The sequence below is a fragment of the Arthrobacter sp. zg-Y844 genome (assembly GCF_024385465.1).
GTDB lineage: Bacteria > Actinomycetota > Actinomycetes > Actinomycetales > Micrococcaceae > Arthrobacter_B.
Genome location: NZ_JANFLS010000003.1, coordinates 85,055 through 106,179, shown reverse-complemented (window position 1 = coordinate 106,179; position 21,125 = coordinate 85,055). Strand labels below are relative to the sequence as shown.

Here is a 21,125-nt window from a genome sequence, read left to right as displayed (position 1 = left end):
TAACCACTCGCACTTTCCCGCAGACAATGAGGTCACCATGAGGAAACATCTGGGCATTTTGGCGGTGTCCGCCGCGCTTCTGGGTTCGTCCCTGGCCGCCGCGCCCGCCATCGCAGCGCCGGCGGCACCGGCTGTCGCTGCACCCGCGCCTGCCATCCGCACCGACGTCGTTATCACCAGCTTTGACGGCACCCCGATCCACACGAACTTCTTCCCCGCCACCGGCCTTGCCTCCGGCCAACAGGCACCCACCGTGATGGTGGGACCCGGGTTCGGGCTGCCCGGCGGGCGTATCCCGCTGAGTACCACCAGTACGCTGATCGGCTCCATCGGTATTGCTCCCCTGCGGGACGCCGGCTACAACGTGGTGACCTGGGACCCCCGCGGTTTCGGGCTCAGCGGCGGTGAGGCCTACGTCAACAATCCTGCCTATGAGGGCAGGGACGGGTCCGCGATCATCGACTACATTGCCGCCCAGCCCGAAGCACAACTGGAGTCCCCGGGAGACCCCGTCCTCGGCATGGCCGGGGCGTCCTACGGCGGCGGTATCCAGTTTGTCCTCGCCTCCCAGGACCAGCGCGTGGACGCCATCACCCCCACCATCGCCTGGAATGACCTGACCACCAGCCTGTACAAGGCCGGTTCCTTCAAGACCGGCTGGGGCGCCCTGCTCTGCGCCGAAGGAACGGCGCTGGGACAGCTGGGCTCGCTCGTGGGCAACCAGGGCGCCCTCTCGGCCCCGGTCCGCAAGGCCTGCCAGGAAGGGCTGACCTACCCCAACCAGCTCAGCGCCGAGTCCATCGCATACTTCGAATCGTTGACCCCGGACACCCTGTTCACCTCGATCACGGCTCCCACCCTGATCATCCAGGGCACGGCGGATACGCTCTTCACGCTGGATGAGGCCCGACGCAACTATGACCTCATCCGCAGCACCGGCACGCCTACCAAGATGCTGCAGTTCTGCGGCGGCCACGGGTTGTGCAATTCCACTGCCGGACCGGACCGGATCACTCCCGCAGTGTTGAACTGGTTTGCCCGCTATCTGCGGAACGAACCGGTGGATACCGGCGCGGCCTTCCAGTTCATCGACCAGGCCGGCGTGACCCGCGGAGCGCCCGGGTACCCGCAGGCCACCGGCGCCCTGACCGGTACCGGGAAGGGGTCGATCATCCTCTCCCCCGCTGCCATCAGCGGGGCAGTCGTGGCGGCCGCCGTCGCTCCGGTGGCAGTCAACGTCCCCATCAGCGCCCCCACGGTGACGACGTCGGTCTTCGGCGCACCGCAGCTGACGCTGACCTACCGCGGCTCTGCCCGGCAGGTCAACACCCATGTCTATGCCCAGATCATTGACCGGTCCAGGTCCTCCCTCGTGCTGGGCAACCAGGTCACACCGGTTCCGCTGATCCTGGACGGGAAGGAACACACCCTGACCATCCCCTTGGAAGAGGTTTCCTACACTGCCGATCCAAGCACCCGGCTGGTCCTGCAGGTCACGCCCGCCACCTCCGTCTACGCGCTGCCGAAGGCGACGGCGCTGACCAGCTTCACGGCGTCTGTCACCGTGCCCACCGTGGCCGCCTACCCGGCGATCCCCTAGGGTCGATTAGCGCACAAAGAAGGGAACCTGCCGGCGGCAGGTTCCCTTCTTTGTGCGCGGGTTCCTATTTGGTACCGGCAACCCGGAGCTGTTCTTCCACCTGCTCCAGGCTCTGTCCCCGGGTCTCCGGGACGAAGCGGCGGACAAATACCAGCGCCAGCAGGCCCAGCACCACGAAGATGAAGAAGGTCTTAGAGATGCCGATGGCGTCCATCAGGATCGGGAAGGAGAAGCCAACGGCGAAGTTGGTCATCCACTGCACGAAGACCGACAGGCCGATCCCCAGCCCGCGGACCTTCAACGGGAAGATTTCCGAGAGCATCAGCCACGTCACCGGCGAAACGGCGCCCTGCTGGAAGGCCAGGAACGTGACCGTCAGGGCCAAGATGATGTAACCGCGTACGCTGCCTTCGGTAACGAAGATGGATACCAGCCCGATCAGCAGCAGCGAGGACCCGGTACCGATCAGTCCGGTCATCAGCATTTGCCGACGGCGGACCCGGCCCAGCAGCCAGATACCGAAGATAGCCGCTGCCACGGACACCACGCCGTTGGCAATGTTGGCGGTGAGCGCCGCCTCGGTACCGAAACCGGCGTCGGCCAGGATCTGCGTGCCGTAGTACATAATCGCGTTCACGCCGGTGATCTGCTGAACGATGGACAGTCCCATGCCGATCAGCAGCACCCGCAGCAGCCAGGGTTCCGCGAAGTCCCGCAACGTGCCTGCCTGTGCCGATTCCTTCTCGGCCAGGCCACGCACCTCGTCATGTTCGGCCTGCGCGTCCTCCTCGCTGCGGATGCGGCGGAGGGCCGCGAGTGTTTCGGCGAAACGCCCCTTGGAGGCGAGCCAGCGCGGGCTTTCCGGAACAAAGCTCATTCCGATCCACAAGGCGATGGCCGGCAGCGTGGCCACCACGAGCATCCAGCGCCAGACCCCCTGGTCTTCGCCCCAGATGTTGCCGATCACCGCGTTGGCAACAAATGCGACCAGCTGTCCGGTGACGATCATCAGCTGGTCGCGGGTGACCATCTGGCCGCGGCGTTCAGCCGGTGCCAGTTCGGCCAGGAAAACGGGCACCAGCGCCGAGGCGCCGCCCACGGCCAGGCCGAGCACAATCCGGGACAGCACCATCACGGCGATCGTTGGCGCCAGGGAGGTGCCAAGGGTTCCAATCAGGAAGACGACGGCGAGACCCATCAGGATCCGGCGCCGGCCGAACCGATCGGTCAGCTTCCCGGAAATAGCCCCGCCAAATGCCGCGCCAAAGAGCAGGCTGGAGGTGATCAGGCCTTCGGTGAAGGGGGTCAGGCCCAGATCGTCTTCCATGTAGGGCAGGGCGCCGTTGATGACGCCGGTATCGTAGCCGAACAGGAAACCGCCAAGGGTGACGATCCAGGACGCACGGCGAAGCGCCCGTCTATGCGGGGAAGCCTTGGAAGCCCGGTCGGGGCCGGCTGTTACTGTGGTGGACATTTGCGACTTTCTTGGCTGCGACGCACAAAACCCCCGTCCCGCGGAAAAATCCGTTGGACGGGGGCGTGCAGTTACTGAACTAGAGGGCTGCGTAAACTTCGCGCAGCAGCGTAGCGGTCTCGGACGGCGTCTTGCCGACCTTCACGCCCGCGGCCTCGAGGGCTTCCTTCTTGGCCTGTGCCGTTCCGGCGGAGCCGGAGACGATGGCGCCGGCGTGGCCCATGGTCTTGCCTTCGGGAGCCGTGAAGCCGGCCACGTAGCCGACAACCGGCTTCGTGACGTTGGCCTTGATGAACTCTGCGGCACGCTCTTCGGCATCGCCGCCGATTTCGCCGATCATCACGATGGCCTTGGTTTCGGGATCCGCTTCGAAGGCAGCCAGTGCATCGATGTGGGTGGTGCCGATGACCGGGTCGCCGCCGATGCCGATGGCGGTGGAGAAGCCAAGGTCACGCAGCTCGTACATCATCTGGTAGGTCAGGGTGCCGGACTTGGAGACCAGGCCGATGGGACCCTTGCCGGTGATGTTGGCGGGCGTGATGCCTACCAGCGCTTCGCCGGGGGTGATGATGCCGGGGCAGTTCGGGCCGATGATGCGGGTGACCTGGTTGCCGTCAGCGTCCACCTTGGACTGGGCGTGGGCCCAGAACTCGGCGGAATCCTGCACCGGGACGCCTTCGGTGATGACGACGACGAGGCTGATGCCGGCGTCGATCGCTTCCATCACGGCGTCCTTGGTGAAGGCCGGCGGCACGAAGACGATGGAGACGTCGGCGTCGGTCTTGTCGATGGCCTCGGCAACGGTGCCGAAGACGGGCAGTTCAACGTCGCCGTGGGTGACGGTGGTGCCTGCCTTGCGGGCGTTCACGCCGCCGACAACCTGGGTGCCGGCCTTGAGCATCAGGGCGGTGTGCTTGGTGCCTTCGCCGCCGGTGATGCCCTGAACGATGACCTTGGAGTCCTTGTTCAAGTAGATAGACATAGGTGGGTTCTCTCTTCTAGGTTTCGACAGGCTCAGTTAGCGAGCAGCGTAAGCGAGCTCGGCGGCCTTGTCGGCGCCTTCGTCCATGGTGGTGGCCAGGGTGACCAGCGGGTGGTTGGCCTCGGCAAGGATGCGGCGGCCTTCCTCGACGTTGTTGCCGTCGAGACGGACAACCAGCGGCTTGTTGGCTTCGTCGCCCAGGATTTCCAGGGCCTTGACGATGCCGTTGGCCACGGCGTCACAGGCGGTGATTCCGCCGAAGACATTCACGAACACGGACTTGACCTGGGAGTCATTCAGGATGACGTCCAGGCCGGCGGCCATGACGGAGGCGGAGGCGCCGCCGCCGATGTCCAGGAAGTTCGCGGGCTTCACGTTGCCGTGCTTTTCGCCGGCGTAGGCAACGACGTCGAGCGTGGACATAACCAGGCCTGCACCGTTGCCGATGATGCCCACTGCGCCGTCGAGCTTGACGTAGTTAAGGTCGTTTTCCTTGGCCTTGGCCTCGAGCGGATCCGCAGCGTCCTTGTCTTCCAGCGCGGCGTGGCCGGGCTGGCGGAAGTCGGCGTTTTCGTCCAGGGTGACCTTGCCGTCGAGGGCCAGGATCTCACCGCTGCCGGTCTTCACCAGCGGGTTGACCTCGACGAGGGTGGCGTCTTCCTTGGTGAAGACATCCCACAGCTTGATGATGGCGTTCATAACGCCCTCGCGCAGCTCGGGGGCGAACCCGGCGGCGTCGACGATCTCGGCGGCCTTGGCGGAGTCGATGCCGACGGCGGGATCGACGGCAATGCGGGCGAGTGCGTCGGGACGCTCCACGGCCAGCTGCTCGATCTCCATGCCGCCCTCAACCGAGCACATGGCCAGGTAGTTGCGGTTTGCGCGGTCCAGCAGGACCGAGAAGTAGTATTCCTCGGCGATGTCGGCACCCTGGGCGATCATCACCGTGTTAACGGTGTGGCCCTTGATGTCCATGCCGAGGATGTTGGATGCGTGCTCGAAAGCTTCATCGGCGGTCTTGGCAACCTTCACGCCGCCGGCCTTGCCTCGGCCACCAACCTTGACCTGCGCCTTGACGACTACAACGCCGCCGATCTTCTCAGCAGCAGCTTTGGCTTCTTCAGGGGTGTGCGCCACGATTCCGGCGAGCACGGGTACTCCGTGCGCCTCAAACATATCGCGCGCCTGATATTCAAACAGGTCCACGGGCTAGTGTCCTTCTACGTCGAAGTAGGGGTTTACATGCGATCTGGCGATCGCAGAGCAGATGCATCCGGCCGGTCTGCCCCACGAGGAACTTTAGTCCCTTGGGGCAGAACGCCGATCCCAGACTACCCCTTTAGTGATAAAGCACACAGTTCTATCGTTTGTAGAAAATGCCCGGCCTGAGTTATGAAAACGTCCCCGCTCAGCTCTCTTTGGTGAGCGGCGCGTAACGCAGCAGCAGGCGTTTTTCGCCGACGTCGAATTTCACCTTCGCCACCGTCTTGTCCCCTGCGCCTTCCACCGCCAGCACAGTGCCGGAGCCGAAGGAGGTGTGGTTGACCCTGTCGCCTGCCGACACGGACACCACTTCCTTCTGCGGCTGCACGCGCCCGATGGCCTTGGCTACGGGCGAGTTGGCGGTGCTGCCGCCGGTGCCGCTCGCCGCTCCGGCGCCCCAGGAGGATCCGCCGTAGCGGCTCGAGGTGATGCTGCCGCCGCCGCCCCAGGTGGGACGGTCCATGCCCTCGCGCTTCCACTCAATCAGCTCGGGCGGCACTTCACCCACAAACTGGCTGGCCGGGTTGTACTGGCTCTGGCCCCACATGCTGCGGACCTCGGACCGGGTCAGGTACAGGCGCTGCCGTGCCCGGGTCAGTCCCACGTAGGCCAGCCGCCGTTCCTCGGCCAGTTCGGCCGGGTCAGTGGCCGAACGCTGGTGCGGGAACAGGCCCTGCTCCATGCCGGTGAGGAAGACCACCGGGAATTCCAGCCCCTTGGCGGTGTGCAGGGTCATCAGGGTCACCACACCCTGGCGGCGGGATTCCTCGACGGCGGCCGCGACTTCCTCCGCCGAGCCCCCGGGGGCATCGGGGATGGAATCGGCGTCTGCCACCAGGGAGACCTGCTCCAGGAACTCGCCGAGCGAACCCTCTGGATTGTCCCGCTCATATTCACGGACCACTGCCACCAGTTCGGCCAGGTTCTCCACCCGGGATTCGTCCTGCGGGTCGTTGCTGGAGCGCAGCTGGGCGAGGTAGCCGGTCTGTTCGAGCACGGCTTCCAGGGCGGCGGACGCGCCGGATCCGCTCGCCACCTCGGCGAGGTCGTCGATCAGCTTGACGAAGCCGTTAATGGAATTGAGTGACCGGGTGGCCAGGCCCGGAGCCTCCTCGGCACGCCGCAGGGCTGCCATGAAGGAGATCCGCTCGCGTTCGGCCAGCGCGGCCACGGAGTACTCGGCACGGTCGCCGATGCCCCGCTTGGGTTCGTTGAGGATCCTGCGCAGGTTTACGACGTCGTCCGAGTTCACCAGCACGCGCAGGTAGGCCAGCGCGTCCTTGATTTCCTTGCGTTCGTAGAACCGGGTGCCGCCGACCACCTTGTAAGGCAGGCCCACCCGCACCAGGACGTCTTCCAAGGAGCGGGACTGGGCATTGGTGCGGTAGAAGACGGCGACGTCGCCGGGGCGCAGGTTTTCCTCGTCCTGCAGGCGGTCGATCTCCTCCGCGATGAAGCGGGCTTCCTCGTGCTCGTTTTCGCCCACGTAGCCGATGATCTTTTCGCCGTCGCCCTCCGCGGTCCACAGCCGTTTTTCGGGGCGGTTGGGGTTCCGGGAGATGACTGCGTTGGCGGCGTTGAGGATGGTCTGCGTGGAGCGGTAGTTCTGCTCGAGCAGGATGGTCCGCGCGCTCGGGTAGTCCTTTTCGAAGTCATTGATGTTGCGGACATCGGCGCCGCGGAAGGCGTAAATGGACTGGTCGGAGTCGCCCACCACGGTGAGTTCGGCCGGCGGTACGTCCAGCGTCTCGTCGTCGCTGCCCACCAGTTCGCGGACCAGGGCGTACTGCGCGTGGTTGGTGTCCTGGTACTCGTCCACCAGGATGTGCCGGAAGCGCCGCCGGTAGTACTCGGCGACACCGGGGAACGCGCGGAACATAAACACGGTCTGCGCGATCAGGTCGTCGAAGTCCATGGCGTTGGCCTGGCGCATCCGCTGCGCGTAACCCTTGTAGACGTCTGCGACGGCCTGCTCGAAGGGATCGGAGTAGTTGGCCGATTCCGCATAGGACTCTTCGTCAATGAGTTCGTTCTTCAGGGCGGAGATCTTGTTCATGATCGACTTGGGCGTGAAGCGCTTCGGGTCCAGGTCCAGCCCCTTGGCCACCAGCGTGATCAGGCGCAGCGAATCCGCCGAGTCGTAGATGGAGAAGTTCGAGTTCATCCCCACGGTCTTGGCTTCCCGGCGCAGGATCCGCACGCACGAGGAATGGAAGGTGGAGATCCACATGGTCTTCGCGACGCCGCCCACCAGGTTTTCGATCCGCTCGCGCATTTCAGCGGCGGCCTTGTTGGTGAAGGTGATGGCGAGGATCTGGCCCGGGTTGGACCGCCCGGTGGCGAGCAGGTAGGCGATCCGGTGGCTGAGCACACGGGTCTTGCCCGAGCCGGCGCCGGCCACGATCAGCAGCGGGGAACCGGCATGCTTCACCGCTTCCTCCTGCTGGGGATTCAACCCCTGCAGCAGGTCCGCGGCCCGGCTTTCATCCGCGTAGGAGGAGCCCCTTCGCTCGGTGCCGGAATGCGGCGCCTTTGCGGCAGGCGCCGGTTCAGCTTTGCGGGGTGCGGGAAAGAGTGGATCAAAGAGATAGTCCATGATGGCTTTAAGTCTAGGCGCTGCGGCCGACATTCCGGTGAGCGTCCAAACCGTCCGCTCCGGCGGGAGCGTCCCGGGCCGAACCGGTCAGCCGGAGGTGAGGGCTGCGTGGATCTCGCGGACGGCGGTGGCGGTGCCGGCAATGTGCCAGCGGAAGCCGTGGACTTCGACGACGGCGGTGCTGCCGCCGGCGGCTCGGACTATGGCCTTGCCCGGCAGCCAGTCCCATTCCGGGCAGCTGTGCTGGAACCAGGCGCCGGACTGGCCGGTGGCTACGCGGGCCAGGTCGCAGGAGCCGGACCCCATCATCCGGATGGTTGCGGCCCGAGAGGCCGCCGCAGTCCAGGGACCGGTCACCTCGGGGCGCAGCAGCCAGGTGGGGTGGATATAGGTTCCCGCGGACAGGCGGTCCAGCGGTTCGTCGTCGGGTGGAACAATAACGGATCCGTTGAGCATGGCCGGGAACCCCTTCCCGCCGATCCACAGCCGGTCTTCCTGCGGCTGGTAGATGGCGCCGAGCAGGACATCCGGATCTCCGGGAGAGTCGTGCGGACCGGGTTCGGACCGGAGGGCGATGGCCGAGCACCAGTACGTGGACCCGGCGAAGAAGTTGTAGGTTCCGTCCACCGGGTCGATGACCCAGGACCGGCCGGAGGTGCCCTGGTGGCTGGCGCCCTCCTCCCCCACAATCCCGTCGTCCGGACGCAGCTGCCGCAGCCGGTTTACCACCAGGGCTTCGGCCTCGCGGTCCGCGGCGGTTACGACGTCGGACACCGAGGTCTTCTCGCTGGCGGTCAGCCCTTCCGAGCGCATGCGCAGGGCAAGCTGCCCGGCCTCCTGCACCAGCTCGGCGGCGAGGTCGAAGTCTTCGGGGGATGCAACGGCACTCATAGCCCCCAGCGTAGCCGTCCGCCGCCGCTCCGGACAGGCGCACACGGGGCGGCTCATCCTGGTGCGGGGCCGGTGCGGCCATACTGTATCTATGGGAAAAACCGCCGCGCAGCGCGCCGCCAAACACGGACTCCAAGCCGGACAGCCCCGCCCGGGCGGCCCGGGACCAGCAGGTATGCCCGCCGGGCCGCAGGGCAAGAGCAGTCCGGGGCTGCTTGTCATTGCGGGCGTGGTGGCAACGCTGTTCCTGTTCTGGTACCTGCACCTCATGGTGCCGGGCCAGTTGTCCCAGCTGGCGGACGGCCTGTCCATGCCCGATTCCATGGTGTTCGGCTACGGCGAAGACCATCTGGCCGCCCTGCGCAGCGCCATGGACGAGGAGGCGCTGGGCCGGCTCAGTTACGTGCACAAGACGGCCGGGACGCTCTTTCCGCTGATCTTCGGCCTGACCTGGCTATTGATCATCGGACTGAACACCCAGCGCCGGGCGTTGCGCTGGGTGCTCTTCAGTGCGCCGATCCTCTTTGTGGTGGCCGACCTATGGGAGAACATTGCCATTGACAATGCCCTCGGTGCGGTCGAACTATCGAGCGGAGATGCCGCCCTGGCCGGCACGCTGACCGTCGCCCGCTGGATCCTGCTGGGGCTCAGCCTCGTGGCGTCCGTGGTGTCCGTCTTTACCCGCGGGGTTGGACGGCCACCAGAACTTGTCGCCGAGGACAAAGGTTAGGGCCGGGACCACGACGGTCCGCACCAGCAGCGTGTCGAACAGGACGCCGATGGCCACGATGATGCCCACCTGGGTCAGGGTCACCAGCGGCAGGACGCCGAGGACCGCAAAGACGGCCGCCAGCAGGATGCCGGCGCTGGTGATCACGCCGCCGGTGGAGCGCAGTGCCGCCAGCATCCCCTGCTTGGTGCCCATGGTCGCTGCGTTCTCCCGGGCGCGGGTGGTCAGGAAGATGTTGTAGTCCACACCCAGGGCCACCAGGAACAGGAACGAGTAGAGCAGTGTCTGCACGTCCATGGCCGGGAAATCCAGCACGTTCTCGAACAGCAACCAGCTGAGACCGGTTGCGGCCAGGAACGTCAGCAGCACGGAGGCAACCAGCAGCACCGGCGCCACCAGGGAACGCAGCAGGATCATCAGCACAAGGAACACCAGGGCGATCACGGAGGTGCCCACCAGGACGGTGTCGTGCTGGTTCGCTGCCAGCTGGTCCACCCGTTCGGCCGCCTCGCCGCCTACCAGTGCCTCATAGTCCTCACCGGCCAGGTCGTTCCGCAGGTCGGTGATGAAGGTGTTGGCTTCGTCGGTGCCGGCCTCGTATCCGGTGACCAGTTCCACCCGGGTACGTCCGTCATGCTCGGTGCCGGGGGTGGCTGCGGTGACGCCTTCGATGCCCGAGAGCTGCGCGACGGCGTCATCCGCTGAATCGGTATCCACCAGGACGGTGACCGGTGAGGATGAGCCGGCCGGGAAACCTTCGGAAAGCGTCTCCGCGGCGGTGACCGCCTGAGGCTTGTCCCGGAACTGCTCGTTTTCGCTCAGGCCGATCTGCAGGGTGAACAGGGCGCTGCCCAGGGCCAGCAGTACCAGGACGGCAGTGCCGGCAATGGTCTTGGGCCGGCGTGCGGTGGCTTCACCGAGGCGGCCCCAGAACTTGCCTTCCTTGGCCGGGTCCCCGACCTTGGGCACAAAGGGCCAGAACAGTTTGCGCCCCAGCAGCACCAGGGCCACCGGCAGCAGGAACAATGCGCTGAAGATGGCCAGGACAATGCCGATGGCTGCCGAGAACCCGAGGCCGCGGTAGCTCTGGGTATCGGCGAACAGCAGGGTGAGCAGGGCCAGGATGACGGTGCCGCCGCTGGCAATGATCGCTTCGCGGGTACGGGTCAGGGCTTTGCGCATGGCCTCGTACACCGAGTCGTGGACGCGCAGCTCCTCCCGGTACCGGGCAATGAGCAGCAGGGCATAGTTCGTGGCGGCACCGAAGACCAGGACGCTGGTAATGCCTACGGCGGACGGATCCACGGTGATTCCCGTGGCCGGGGCCAGCAGGTCCACTACCTTGGCTGCCAGCTGTTCGATGGCGCCGACAATCGCCAGCGGCACGATCCAGAGCCACGGGGAACGGTAGGTGATCAAAAGCAGCACGGCGACGACGCCGGCGGTGACGGTCAGGAGCACAAAGTTGGCGCCGGAGAACACTCCGGCCAGATCGGCGCTGAACGCCGCCCCGCCGGTCAGCTCTGCCTTAACGCCCTCCGGGGCGGCATCGGAAACGGCCGTCCGGAGCTCTTCGACCTCGGCAGAGACGGCGTCGCCGTCGTCGGCGGCTGCCTGCAGCGTCAGCGGAACAATTGCGACCAGCCGGTTCTCGGAAACCACCGGCGGAACCTGCGGCGGCGGGCCCGAGGCCCCGACCTCCGTGGCGGCTGCGTTGATCCCGGCGATGCCGGCAGTATCCGCGTCCGTCAGCGGACCGCCGTCCTCGCGGGAAACCACCACAATGGCGGAGGATTCCTGCGCGTCAGGGAACTCCTGGAGCAGATCGGCGACCTGTGCGGACTGGTACTTGTCATTCAGTCCGCCCACGTCGGTGGCGTCGTTTTCCTGTGCCGGCAGGGCGAACAGGCCGATGATGACGGCCACCCCGATCAGCAGCGTGACCCACGCCGTCTTGGCGTTCTTCACTATCCCTGCATACATGCGCTTCTCCAAGCCGTCTAAAGTATCTCTGTTCGAAAGTATCTTAGATATAGAGATACTTCAATTCCCAGTTACTATTAGTTTGTGGAGGACAAAGAGCTACGGCGGGATATCGTCGACGCGCTCCGCGGCATGAGCCTGGATGGACAGCGTGTCGCGGACGCTTTCGCGCACTCGAACGGCCTGAATGCCACCGACATGCGTGCCTTGGTGCTCATCATGGAGGCCGAGATGCGGCATGAGGCCCTAACCGCCGGGCAGCTCAGCGCCCGGCTGGGCACCTCCTCCGGAGCCACCACAGCGGTGATCGACCGGCTGGAGCGCATCGGGCACATTCACCGCAACCGCAGCCATGCGGACAGGCGGAAGGTCACCCTGCACTTCGAACCCCTGGCAATGCAGCTTGCCGGCGCCTACTTCGGCCCCCTGGGCGCCCTCACCGACGAGGTCATGTCACGGTACACGGACACTGAGCTGCGCACCATCCTGGGCTTTATGCAGGCCATCCGCGACGCCTATGACCGACACATTAACGACCGGCAGTCCGACGGCGCCGCCGCCCCCGTCACCGGCGGCGCTCCGAACGGGCTGCAACCACCCAGCGTGAGAAACGGGTAAGCTGGAACCGCCCGCCGGGAAGCCCGGCGGTCCGCCCTCGTAGCTCAGTAGGATAGAGCGGCCCTCTCCTAAAGGGCAGGTCGTCGGTTCGATTCCGGCCGGGGGCACATTTTTCTTTAACGGCCGCGGAGGCGGCCGACGGTGGCGGGTCACGCGGAGCTGTTCCAGCAGCGGGAACAGCAGGCCGGTGCGGGCCGCTCCGGCCCTGGCACCACACTCCTGGTGGAAGGGATCGTATCCGTCGAGAGGTGCTGTTACTCGTTGGGCGCCCTATCAGTCCATATGCCGAAGGACACCCCACATGAATCTTGGAACGTTGCGAACCAGCGGTCATCGCCGCCGAGGTCGGTTCTGCTTCGTTCGACTTGGCCGCCAAGCTCTCTGACTCGTGAGAGGAAGCCTTCGAGGTCATCAGTTTCGAAATAGACCCGGGTTCCGGCCGTAGGCGCTGTCCCTTCGGTTGCACGCTGAAGACCGCCAATTCCCGACCCGCCACTTCTGATGATCCAGCAGCTCGCATCGAGCTCTGAATCCTCGAAGGCGGGGGCGAACGTCCAACCTTGGAGATCGCAATGGAACGACATGAACTTCTCGGGGGCTTCGGTCTCGACTTCCCACCAGACGACGTTCATAAGGGCATGCTAGCGGACGGCCAGCGGCCTTGGTGCCGAGGCCCGCTTCAGCCCGCACCCCGCGTACTGGACCGAGTGGGCTCACGGTGCTCAGCCCGCGCTTCCCGGTCCAGACGAGGACTATGACCGACCGGCTGCCGTTCGCGCCTATTTAACGGCGCCGGCCGTGAGCCCGCCGATCAGGCGCTTCTCGATAACCGCGAACAGGATAATCACCGGCACAATCGCCACGATCGAAACGCCAAACACGTATTGCCAGCTGGTGGCGTACTGGCCGATGAATTTCGTCAGCGCCACGGACAGCGGCTGGTTCTCCGCCGTGGACATGATGACCAGACTCGCCGCGAACTCATTCCAGGACGAAACGAAGGTGAAGATCACTGCCGTAACGATCCCCGGCCAGACCAGCGGCAGATTGATCCGGAAAAGCACCTTGAGCCGCCCCGCGCCGTCGATCTGCGCCGCCTCGTCAATCTCGCGGGGAACTGCGGCAAAGAAACTGTGCATGATCCACAACGCGAAGGAAAGATTGAAAGCCGCATTGATCAGGATCATGGCGAGCCAAGTGTCGTTGAGGTCCAGCCACAGCATCTGGCGGAAAAGCCCCGCGGTCAGCACCGCCGGCTGCAGCATCTGGGTCACGATCACCAGGAACAGGAAGACTATCCGGCCGGGGAAGCGGAACCGGGCCGTGTAATAGGCCGCCGGCGTGGCCACCAGCAGCACCAAAAGGGTGGCAAACACGGCAATGATGATGGTCGAAACCAAGTTGTAGCCCAGGGGCGTTTCCGGCGTGTCCCACATGGACTGGTAGTTGCCGAACTGCAGGCCCTCCTGCGGAAGATACTCAGGCGGAACAGACAGGATTTCCGGGCGGGTCTTCAACGAGCCGACGAGCATCACCAGATAGGGCGCCAGGAACAGCAGGGCGATAACGGCACCGGCAGCGGTACGTCCCCACATCCGCCGGGCACTGACATTATCCGCATACCGGCGGGGGCGTGCGGATGCCGGAACAGCAGTGCGGATAGGGGCCGGGGCAGCGATGGCCAATTCATGCCTCCTTCATCGGTTTGACGATCTTCACGTACGCGGCCACGATCACCAGCACGACGGCGAAGTTCACCACGCTGAGCGCGCTCGCCACGTCCAGGCGCCGGTCAAACTGAAGCACTTTGAAGATGTACGTCATCAGGGTGTCCGCGCTGTAGCCGGGAATGGATCCCGTCATGATCCGCAGGATCGGGAGGTTATTGAAGACATTGATGATGTTGATCAGCACGGCGACTGCGAGCGCGCCGCGCAGCTGGGGCAGCACCACGCTGAAGTAAGTGCGTACCGGTCCGGCGCCGTCCATTTTCGCTGCTTCAAGGGCATCCCCGGGAATGGCCTGCATCCCGGCGAGCAAGGTGTAGGTGGTGAACGGAAGGGACACGAACACCCCCACCGCGATGGCCGCGCCGAGGGCGGTGGCAACATTCTTGGTGAAACCGTAGGAGGCGTCCAGCAGCCCGACGTCGACCATGAACTTGTTGATGATCCCGTAGTCCCGGTCCAGCCCGTAGTAAAACACCGTCGTGGTCATGACTACGCTGGCTGCCCAAGGGACCACAACCGCCATCCGGACGAGCGTTCGGCCCGGGAACGGCTTGTTGAGGAAGTTCGCCAGGGCCAGTGAAATGACCACGGTCAGGGCAACCACAACCGTTACCCACACGACAGTGTTGAGGAGGACCCGGGGCAGGTTGGGATCCTCGAACACCGTCCGGAAATTTGCCAGCCCTACGCCTTCCACGTTCGTACCGGCCTGGCTGATGCGGCGGGTGGAGCTGTAGATCATGTAGCCGGCGGGAAAGATCACCACGCCGAACACGAGGACCAGCACCGGCCCGATCCATGGCAGGGCCGCCCATCCACTTTCACTGTTCCGAAGCTTCTGCCGGCGCACCCCCGGGTGGCGGACTGTACTCATAGGCTCAAACCGTTCTGGACCGGGAGGGGCCGCATCGGTGGACACGGCCCCTCGGGACGGGTGTCAGGCTGCGTCGGCCTTGGACTGGATCTGCTCCAGTACTGTCTGTGCGTCCTGGTCCTCCAGCTGGCCCATAAGGGACTTGAACGCTCCGTCGGTCGCGTTCCAGGCGGGGTTGGTGGTCGGATAGAACTCGGCGGTCGGCAGCATGTCCAGGAACGGCTTCAAGCTTTCGTCCGAGCCCATCGCCTCGGATCCGCTCTTAGTGGTGGGCAGGAAACCTTCAGTCTCCACCCAGTCCACGTAGTTGTCTTCGGTGTAGAAGAAGTCCATAAACGCCTTGATGGCCTCCTGCTTGTCTTCATCGTTCTTGAAAGCCATCAAGCGGTCCGCGACCCCGAGGGTGGAAGGTTCGCCGCTGTTGGTGGGGACGCTGGCAATCCCGTAGTTCAGGTCCGGGTTCTCTTCCTCAATCTGGCCAACGGTCTGCGGCAAGGCGTAGACCATCCCGATCTGCCCCTGTGCGAAGACGTTGATCATCGGAGTGCGCTGGGTGGCGCCCGGATCCGGCTGGGTGACGCCGTCGGAGATCATTTTCTTCATGAACTCTGCTGCCTCGAGGTTCTCGGGCGTGTTCACCGCGATCTCCGACTCGTCCCCGAAACCGCCGCCGTTGCCGGCGAACCAGATGAGGCTTTCGCCCTGCGCCTCTTCCGAGCCGAGCGGCATTCCGTACCCGGGAACACCGGTGGCCGAAATCTCCTGGGCTGCTGCATGGAGCTCGTCCCAGGTGGTGGGAGGGGCCTGGATGCCTGCAGCATCGAACAGATCCTGGTTGTAGAACAGGGCACGCACCGAAGCGATCAGCGGCAAGCCGTACTGGGTACCGTCGAGCATCTCGTTTTCTGCGAACGACTCCTGGAAGTCGGCGATGGTCTCCTCCGAGGCCACCTCGTTCGCCGGATAGAGCAGCCCCTCATCCGCAAAAGCAGAAAATGCGCCGCCGTTGTAAATGTCGGGTGCCTCTCCGGCCTGGATTTTCGTCTGCAGCACCGATTCCAGGTTTTCCCAGGACTCCACCTGCAGGTTCACGCTGATGTCCTCGTTGGCTGCTTCGAAATCTTCGATGACCCCTTCCCAAAGGGCCTTGGTGCCGTCGGAATAGCTGGGAACAAGCAGGTCCAGGGTAGTAGCCCCGCCTTCCTCGCCCGAGTCCCCGCTGCCCCCGAAACCGCAGGAAGACACCGTGAGCGCTCCCGCCGCGGCTAGGGCCATCATGCCGGTTCGAAAGTTGCTCTTCATTGGATCCTCTTTCAGACAGTCACGGCCGGGCCGCGAATCCGAGCCACGACGCCGGGGCCGTCAGACGGCCTGAGCACCCTTGGCTGATGATGGAACTTGATAGCAAAACGCGTTATTCGATCAGCGAACATCAGTTGAGGGAAGATACTGGCCTTCCTACCCCCGCCCGTCAAGGGGTTAGCCGCAGCACGTGCTCGGATCTTGGCCTGATTGGTTCTGATCTATAGACAGCAACTTCAATCAGAGCCCATCATTGACCAACTTTCGTCCAACGGGGAGGAACTCCGATGACCCTCACCTCCACACGTGCGCTAATGGACCGTGCTGCTGCGGCTGGAACGGGCCTCGGGAGCTTAAACGTGCTGCATCCGGACCATGCCGATGATGAAGAGCTGGTCTGCGAAGCGGTCCGGCTGTCATCCCTCTTCTACCGGGCCGAGCCTACGGACCTAGGCTGAAACCGATGGAGAAGACCGAGCGGCTCAACGCGATCCTCGACCTCCTTGCCGCCCGCGGGCACGTGCAGGTTGAGGAGATAGTAGTGTCGCTCAAAGTGTCCCCGGCTACTGCCCGGCGGGACTTGGACAGCCTCGCTGCCCAGCGGCTCTTGAGCCGGACCCGTGGCGGGGCAACCATGGAAGCAGTGGCCTATGACCTGCCCACGCGCTACTCGCGCGACGAGCATACCGCTGAAAAGCAGGCCATAGCCCGGGCTGCGTCCGCCTTGGTGCCCAAGGGCGCCGTGATCGGCTTGTGCGGGGGAACCACCAGCACCGCCATCGCCCAGGCGCTGGGCATGCGGCGGGATCTCATGGAACCGTCAAACCGGCCAACCCTTACCGTGGTCACGAACGCCATCAACATCGCTGTCCAGCTGGTCGTCCGCCCCAATATCCGGGTCATGGTGACCGGCGGGGTCGTGAATCCGCGCTCTTATGAACTGGTTGGGCCCTACACCGACGTCATCCTGCAGCGTGTGGCGCTGGATCTCGCGTTTGTCGGGGTCAACGGCCTGGATGCCGAGGTGGGTCCGACGGTCAGCGACGAAGGGGAAGCAGCCGTGAACTCGCTGATGTCCCGGAGGGCCTCGGAAACCTACGTCGTCGCCGATTCCTCGAAAATCGGAAACCGGAGCTTTGCCACGCTCAGCGGATACGTCTTTAGCAACCTGATCACGGACAGCGGTATCTCCGACAGCGACAAGGCTGCCTTCGAGAGCCGCGGCACCCGGGTCCTCGTAGCACCAGTGGAAAGCAACATCAGCTAGCTATCAGGACAGGTCCGCGGAGTTCCGTTCCTCGTCCCGGGCCACGGCGAACTGGGTGTTGTACAGCTCCGCGTAGCGTCCGTCCCGCGCCAGCAGTTCCGCGTGCGTTCCCTGTTCCGCAATCCGGCCGCCCTCGATAACCAGGATCCGGTCGGCATTGCGGATGGTGGAGAGCCGGTGGGCAATCACGACGGCGGTCCGCCCCTGCAGCGCTTCGCCCAGGGCGGCCTGCACAGCGGCCTCGGACGTGGAATCCAAAGCGGCGGTGGCCTCGTCCAGGATCACGATCCGCGGCTGGGCCAGCAGCAGCCGCGCGATGGTCATCCGCTGGCGCTCCCCGCCGGAAAGCCGGTAGCCGCGCTCCCCCACCATCGTTTCCAGCCCGTCCGGCAGGGACCGCACCATGTCCTCCAGCCGCGCCCGGCGCAGCGCATCCCAGACTTCCTCTTCACTGGCTTCGGGGTTGGCCAGCAGCAGGTTGGCCCGGATGGTCTCGTGGAACAGGTGCCCGTCCTGGGTCACCATGCCCAGCGCCTGCCGGATACCGGCGAAACTCACGTCCCGCACATCCGTACCGGAGAAGCGCACGGCACCCGAATCGACGTCGTACAGCCGTGCCAACAGCTGCGCAATGGTCGATTTGCCCGCTCCCGAGGTTCCAACCAGGGCGACGGTCTGCCCCGGTTCAACGCGGAAGGACACTCCGTGCAGGACTTCCTCTCCGCCGCGGGTGTCCAGGACCGCCACCTCTTCCAGCGACGCGAGGGATACTTTCTCCGCGGTGGGATAGGCAAACCGGACGTCGTCGAACTCCACGCTCAGCGGTCCGGCCGGCACCGGCGCCGGGGATTCCTTCTCACGGATCAAGGGACGAAGGTCCAGGATTTCGAAGACCCGCTCGAAGCTCACTACCGCGCTCATGATCTCCACGCGGGCGTTGGCCAGGGAGGTCAGCGGCGCATACAGCCGGGTCAGCAGTAGCGCCAGGGTCACGACGTCGCCCGTGTTCAGGTTGCCCTGCAGCGCCAGGTAACCGCCCAGCCCGTAGACCAGGGCCAGGGCCAGTGCGGATACCAGGGTCAGGGCCGTCACGAAGACGGCCTGCATCATTGCCATCTTCACGCCGATGTCCCGCACCCGGGAGGCACGGAGCGCGAATTCGCTCGACTCGGCGTCGGGCCGTCCGAACAGTTTGACCAGGGTGGCACCGGGTGCGGAGAACCGCTCGGTCATCTGCGTACCCATGGACGCGTTGTGGTTGGCAGCCTCCCGGCGGAGCGCGGCGAGCCGGCCGCCCATCCGCCGTGCCGGCAGCAGGAACACCGGCAGCAGCAACATGGCCAGTACGGTCACCTGCCAAGAGGTTCCGAGCATCACGATGAGGGTCAGCACCAGGGCGACGACGTTGCTCACCACACCGGAAAGGGTCCCGCTGAAGGCCTGCTGGGCGCCGATGACGTCATTGTTGAGCCGGCTGACCAGCGCACCCGTGCGCGTGCGCGTAAAGAAGGCAATGGGCATCTTCTGGACGTGGTCGAACACCGCGGTGCGCAGGTCCAGGATGACGCTTTCCCCGATGCGCGAGGAAAACCAGCGCGTGGCAAGGGAAACTGCCGCGTCCGCCACCGCGACGGCGGCAATCAGCAGGGCAAGCCGGATCACCACGGCCGGTGCCGTGCCGGCCACAATGGAGTTGACCACCTGCCCGGCCAGGACCGGGGTCGCCACGGCCAGGAACGCGCCCACCACGGACAGCAGAACGAAGCCCAGGAGCCGCGTCCGATAGGGAGCGGCAAAGCGGACAATCCGCTTCAGGGTTTCCCGTGAAATCTTGCCGTCAACGCCCTTGGCGCGGGAGATCTGCATCAGCGAACCCCACGCTGCGCCTTCCATGCTCATGTCTGTTCCTCCGATATCCGCACGTTCCAGCTTAAACCCGTCCGGAGTCCGATCCCTGCCGATCGCTAGTGGCTGAAACCGCAGCGGAATCCGTTCCGGGGACGCAGTGAATCAAGTCACAAGTTTGGCTCCGGGCGCTGGTACACTTCGAATCGCTGCCCCTGGAGCTGAACCGGGCACAGACGAAAGGCCGTAATGCCCCCGGCACTCAAACCCTTCGCCGCCCCCACGGGCGACGCCTCTTCGGAGGGCAACACTCACGGCGCACAGCCGCGCCCCACGGCGCTGGTTGCCGTTGAACAACCCGAGGTCTTCTCCGTCGTGGCCGGAATCCTCGCCGCTGCGGGCTTGGATACAGTCCCCGTGGTGGACCTGGACGAGGCCATGGAAGCTGCACGCGCCGGCTCCCCGGTGTTGGCGGTGGTGGATTCCACGATCCGCCAAGTCGTCGGAATGGACATGCTCAAGCGCCTCCGGCACGAACCGGCCATGACCAAGCTGCCGGTGATCCTCGTGGCAGGCGAAGCCGGGCTGGACATGGAATTGATGGTCGACCTGGGCATCGCCGACTTCGTGGCCAGCCCGGTGGACCCCGAGGACCTGGCACGCCGGATCAACCTCATCCTGGCCACCGCCCGGGCGCGCAGGGACCGGCGGGCGGCCACGTCGCGGCTGCGGGAGGACACACGCCGTATTTCCGCCGCCATCCGGGCCACTAATGATCCGCAGCAAATGGCCGAGGTAGTGGTTCACGGACTCGGAGCCACCTTCGAAGCGGACCATGTACTGCTGGTGACTTTCCCGGATGAGCGCGTTCCGGAACTGGCACTGGCGTGGAGCCGCGAGGAAACCTCCGGAGGCATTCCCTCGCTGAACGCACATACCGCGGGCGAGCTGGCCGAAATGCTCTGGGAGCGGGGCCGGGGAATGGCAGTGGAAGACCATGGCCAGCCCGCCGATGAGCCGGTACCGATAAGCGCGGAATCCCGTGCTGCCGGGCTGCGCACCTCCGTGATTGTGCCGCTCGGCCACGGGGACAAGGCTTTCGGGCTGCTCTGGCTTGCCGGCGAGGGTGCCCCGCGGGACTGGACGAGCACGGAGATCTCCCTGATCCAGCATGTCAGCGGCAACCTGGCGCACGGCCTCGTGCAGGGCAACCTCATTACCGCTCAGCGGATGGTACTCAAACGCCAACGGGACCTGGACCAGGCGAAGACTGATTTCGTGGCCACGGTCAACCACGAACTGCGGACACCGCTGACCTCGATCACGGGCTATCTGGACCTCATCCTGGACGGCTCCGGCGGAGACATCCCGGACGACGTCGCGCAGATGCTCAAAATCGTTGGCCGCAACGCCGTTCGACTCAACCAGCTGATCAGCGATCTGCTGACCATCTCCCGGCAGGATGCGGACGAGATCAACCTCGAGGTGGAGGAAGTGGACCTGGAAGAACTCCTGCGCGCCGTTGCCGCCTCACTGGCACCGGCCGCCGGGGCCAGCAGCCTGGACCTGCGGTTGGAGCTGGGTACCGACCCCTTGCTGGTTGACGGAGACCGCGCCCAGCTGGAGCAGGTCTTCACCAATCTCTGCTCCAACGCCGTGAAGTTCACGCCGGCCGGCGGAACCGTGCAGATCAGTGCCGCCCTGGTCCAGCCGGACGGCGCCGGCCCCGGCGTGCGGGTACAGATCCGCGACACCGGAATCGGCATCCCGGAAGGGGACCTGCCCAACCTGTTCCGGCGTTTCTTCCGTGCCTCCAACGCCACCTCCGCTGCCATCCCCGGTACCGGCCTGGGGCTGGCCATCGTCCAGGACATTGTGCTTCAGCACGGCGGCGAACTGGGGATTGCTTCCAAGGTGGGCGAGGGCACCACGGCAACGGTCCAGCTTCCAGCCGCCCGCTAGGGTCCGGA

At 65.1% G+C, this 21,125-nt stretch carries 16 protein-coding genes, 1 tRNA gene and 1 pseudogene; 7 read left to right on the top strand and 11 right to left on the bottom strand.

The window, feature by feature from the left end; all coding sequences use genetic code 11:
• The first annotated feature begins 37 nt into the window (after positions 1-37).
• Positions 38-1,600: a S9 family peptidase gene (locus NNX35_RS11780; RefSeq protein WP_255766711.1), complete on the top strand. Its 1,563-nt coding sequence runs from the start codon at positions 38-40 to the stop codon at positions 1,598-1,600.
• A 64-nt stretch (positions 1,601-1,664) separates the two neighbouring features.
• Here NNX35_RS11780 and NNX35_RS11775 read toward each other — a convergent pair whose 3' ends face one another.
• From NNX35_RS11775 to NNX35_RS11755, 5 genes are all read right to left on the bottom strand, one after another.
• The gene (locus NNX35_RS11775; protein ID WP_255766710.1) at positions 1,665-3,074 is read right to left on the bottom strand and encodes a sugar porter family MFS transporter; all 1,410 of its coding nucleotides are present in this window, start codon (positions 3,072-3,074) and stop codon (positions 1,665-1,667) included.
• A 79-nt stretch (positions 3,075-3,153) separates the two neighbouring features.
• Positions 3,154-4,056 (bottom strand): succinate--CoA ligase subunit alpha, encoded by a 903-nt coding sequence (gene sucD, locus NNX35_RS11770; protein ID WP_227923050.1) that lies wholly within the window; start codon positions 4,054-4,056, stop codon positions 3,154-3,156.
• Between the two features lie 36 nt (positions 4,057-4,092).
• Complete coding sequence (gene sucC, locus NNX35_RS11765; RefSeq protein WP_255766709.1) at positions 4,093-5,262, bottom strand: ADP-forming succinate--CoA ligase subunit beta; 1,170 nt, start codon at positions 5,260-5,262, stop codon at positions 4,093-4,095.
• 202 nt (positions 5,263-5,464) lie between these two features.
• On the bottom strand, positions 5,465-7,915 hold the full coding sequence (gene pcrA, locus NNX35_RS11760; RefSeq protein WP_255766708.1) for a DNA helicase PcrA: 2,451 nt from the start codon (positions 7,913-7,915) through the stop codon (positions 5,465-5,467).
• A gap of 87 nt (positions 7,916-8,002) precedes the next feature.
• Positions 8,003-8,806 carry an inositol monophosphatase family protein gene (locus NNX35_RS11755; protein WP_255863781.1) on the bottom strand — a complete coding sequence of 268 codons (804 nt, stop codon included), beginning with the start codon at positions 8,804-8,806 and terminating at the stop codon, positions 8,003-8,005.
• Positions 8,807-8,897: 91 nt separating this feature from the next.
• Between NNX35_RS11755 and NNX35_RS11750 the strand changes: the two genes are divergently transcribed.
• Positions 8,898-9,536, top strand: coding sequence for a hypothetical protein (locus tag NNX35_RS11750; RefSeq protein ID WP_255766706.1), 639 nt, complete (start codon positions 8,898-8,900; stop codon positions 9,534-9,536).
• 21 nt (positions 9,537-9,557) lie between these two features.
• Here NNX35_RS11750 and NNX35_RS11745 read toward each other — a convergent pair.
• Positions 9,558-11,519, bottom strand: a pseudogene (locus tag NNX35_RS11745) (MMPL family transporter); the annotation flags it as partial.
• 84 nt (positions 11,520-11,603) lie between these two features.
• Here NNX35_RS11745 and NNX35_RS11740 point away from each other — a divergent pair.
• Together NNX35_RS11740 and NNX35_RS11735 are read left to right on the top strand one after the other, a co-directional pair.
• On the top strand, positions 11,604-12,137 hold the full coding sequence (locus NNX35_RS11740) for a MarR family transcriptional regulator (protein ID WP_255766705.1): 534 nt from the start codon (positions 11,604-11,606) through the stop codon (positions 12,135-12,137).
• Between the two features lie 33 nt (positions 12,138-12,170).
• Positions 12,171-12,244: transfer RNA gene (locus NNX35_RS11735), tRNA-Arg, on the top strand.
• Between the two features lie 147 nt (positions 12,245-12,391).
• Here NNX35_RS11735 and NNX35_RS11730 read toward each other — a convergent pair.
• The 4 genes from NNX35_RS11730 to NNX35_RS11715 form a co-directional block, all read right to left on the bottom strand.
• Positions 12,392-12,769 carry a VOC family protein gene (locus NNX35_RS11730; protein ID WP_255766704.1) on the bottom strand — a complete coding sequence of 126 codons (378 nt, stop codon included), beginning with the start codon at positions 12,767-12,769 and terminating at the stop codon, positions 12,392-12,394.
• Positions 12,770-12,916: 147 nt separating this feature from the next.
• Positions 12,917-13,822, bottom strand: a complete 906-nt coding sequence (locus NNX35_RS11725) for a carbohydrate ABC transporter permease (RefSeq protein ID WP_255867859.1) — start codon at positions 13,820-13,822, stop codon at positions 12,917-12,919.
• 1 nt (position 13,823) lies between these two features.
• Positions 13,824-14,741 (bottom strand): carbohydrate ABC transporter permease, encoded by a 918-nt coding sequence (locus NNX35_RS11720; RefSeq protein WP_255863777.1) that lies wholly within the window; start codon positions 14,739-14,741, stop codon positions 13,824-13,826.
• A 63-nt stretch (positions 14,742-14,804) separates the two neighbouring features.
• Positions 14,805-16,043, bottom strand: coding sequence for an extracellular solute-binding protein (locus NNX35_RS11715; protein ID WP_255766700.1), 1,239 nt, complete (start codon positions 16,041-16,043; stop codon positions 14,805-14,807).
• Between the two features lie 287 nt (positions 16,044-16,330).
• Here NNX35_RS11715 and NNX35_RS11710 point away from each other — a divergent pair, with 287 nt between their 5' ends.
• The gene (locus tag NNX35_RS11710; protein ID WP_255766699.1) at positions 16,331-16,501 is read left to right on the top strand and encodes a hypothetical protein; all 171 of its coding nucleotides are present in this window, start codon (positions 16,331-16,333) and stop codon (positions 16,499-16,501) included.
• A 5-nt stretch (positions 16,502-16,506) separates the two neighbouring features.
• Positions 16,507-17,310 (top strand): DeoR/GlpR family DNA-binding transcription regulator, encoded by an 804-nt coding sequence (locus tag NNX35_RS11705; RefSeq protein ID WP_255766698.1) that lies wholly within the window; start codon positions 16,507-16,509, stop codon positions 17,308-17,310.
• A gap of 3 nt (positions 17,311-17,313) precedes the next feature.
• On the opposite strand, the gene NNX35_RS11700 is transcribed toward NNX35_RS11705, so the two are convergent.
• Positions 17,314-19,209, bottom strand: coding sequence for an ABC transporter ATP-binding protein (locus NNX35_RS11700; RefSeq protein WP_255766697.1), 1,896 nt, complete (start codon positions 19,207-19,209; stop codon positions 17,314-17,316).
• A gap of 195 nt (positions 19,210-19,404) precedes the next feature.
• Between NNX35_RS11700 and NNX35_RS11695 the strand changes: the two genes are divergently transcribed.
• Complete coding sequence (locus NNX35_RS11695) at positions 19,405-21,117, top strand: ATP-binding protein (protein ID WP_255867858.1); 1,713 nt, start codon at positions 19,405-19,407, stop codon at positions 21,115-21,117.
• Positions 21,118-21,125 lie beyond the last annotated feature (8 nt).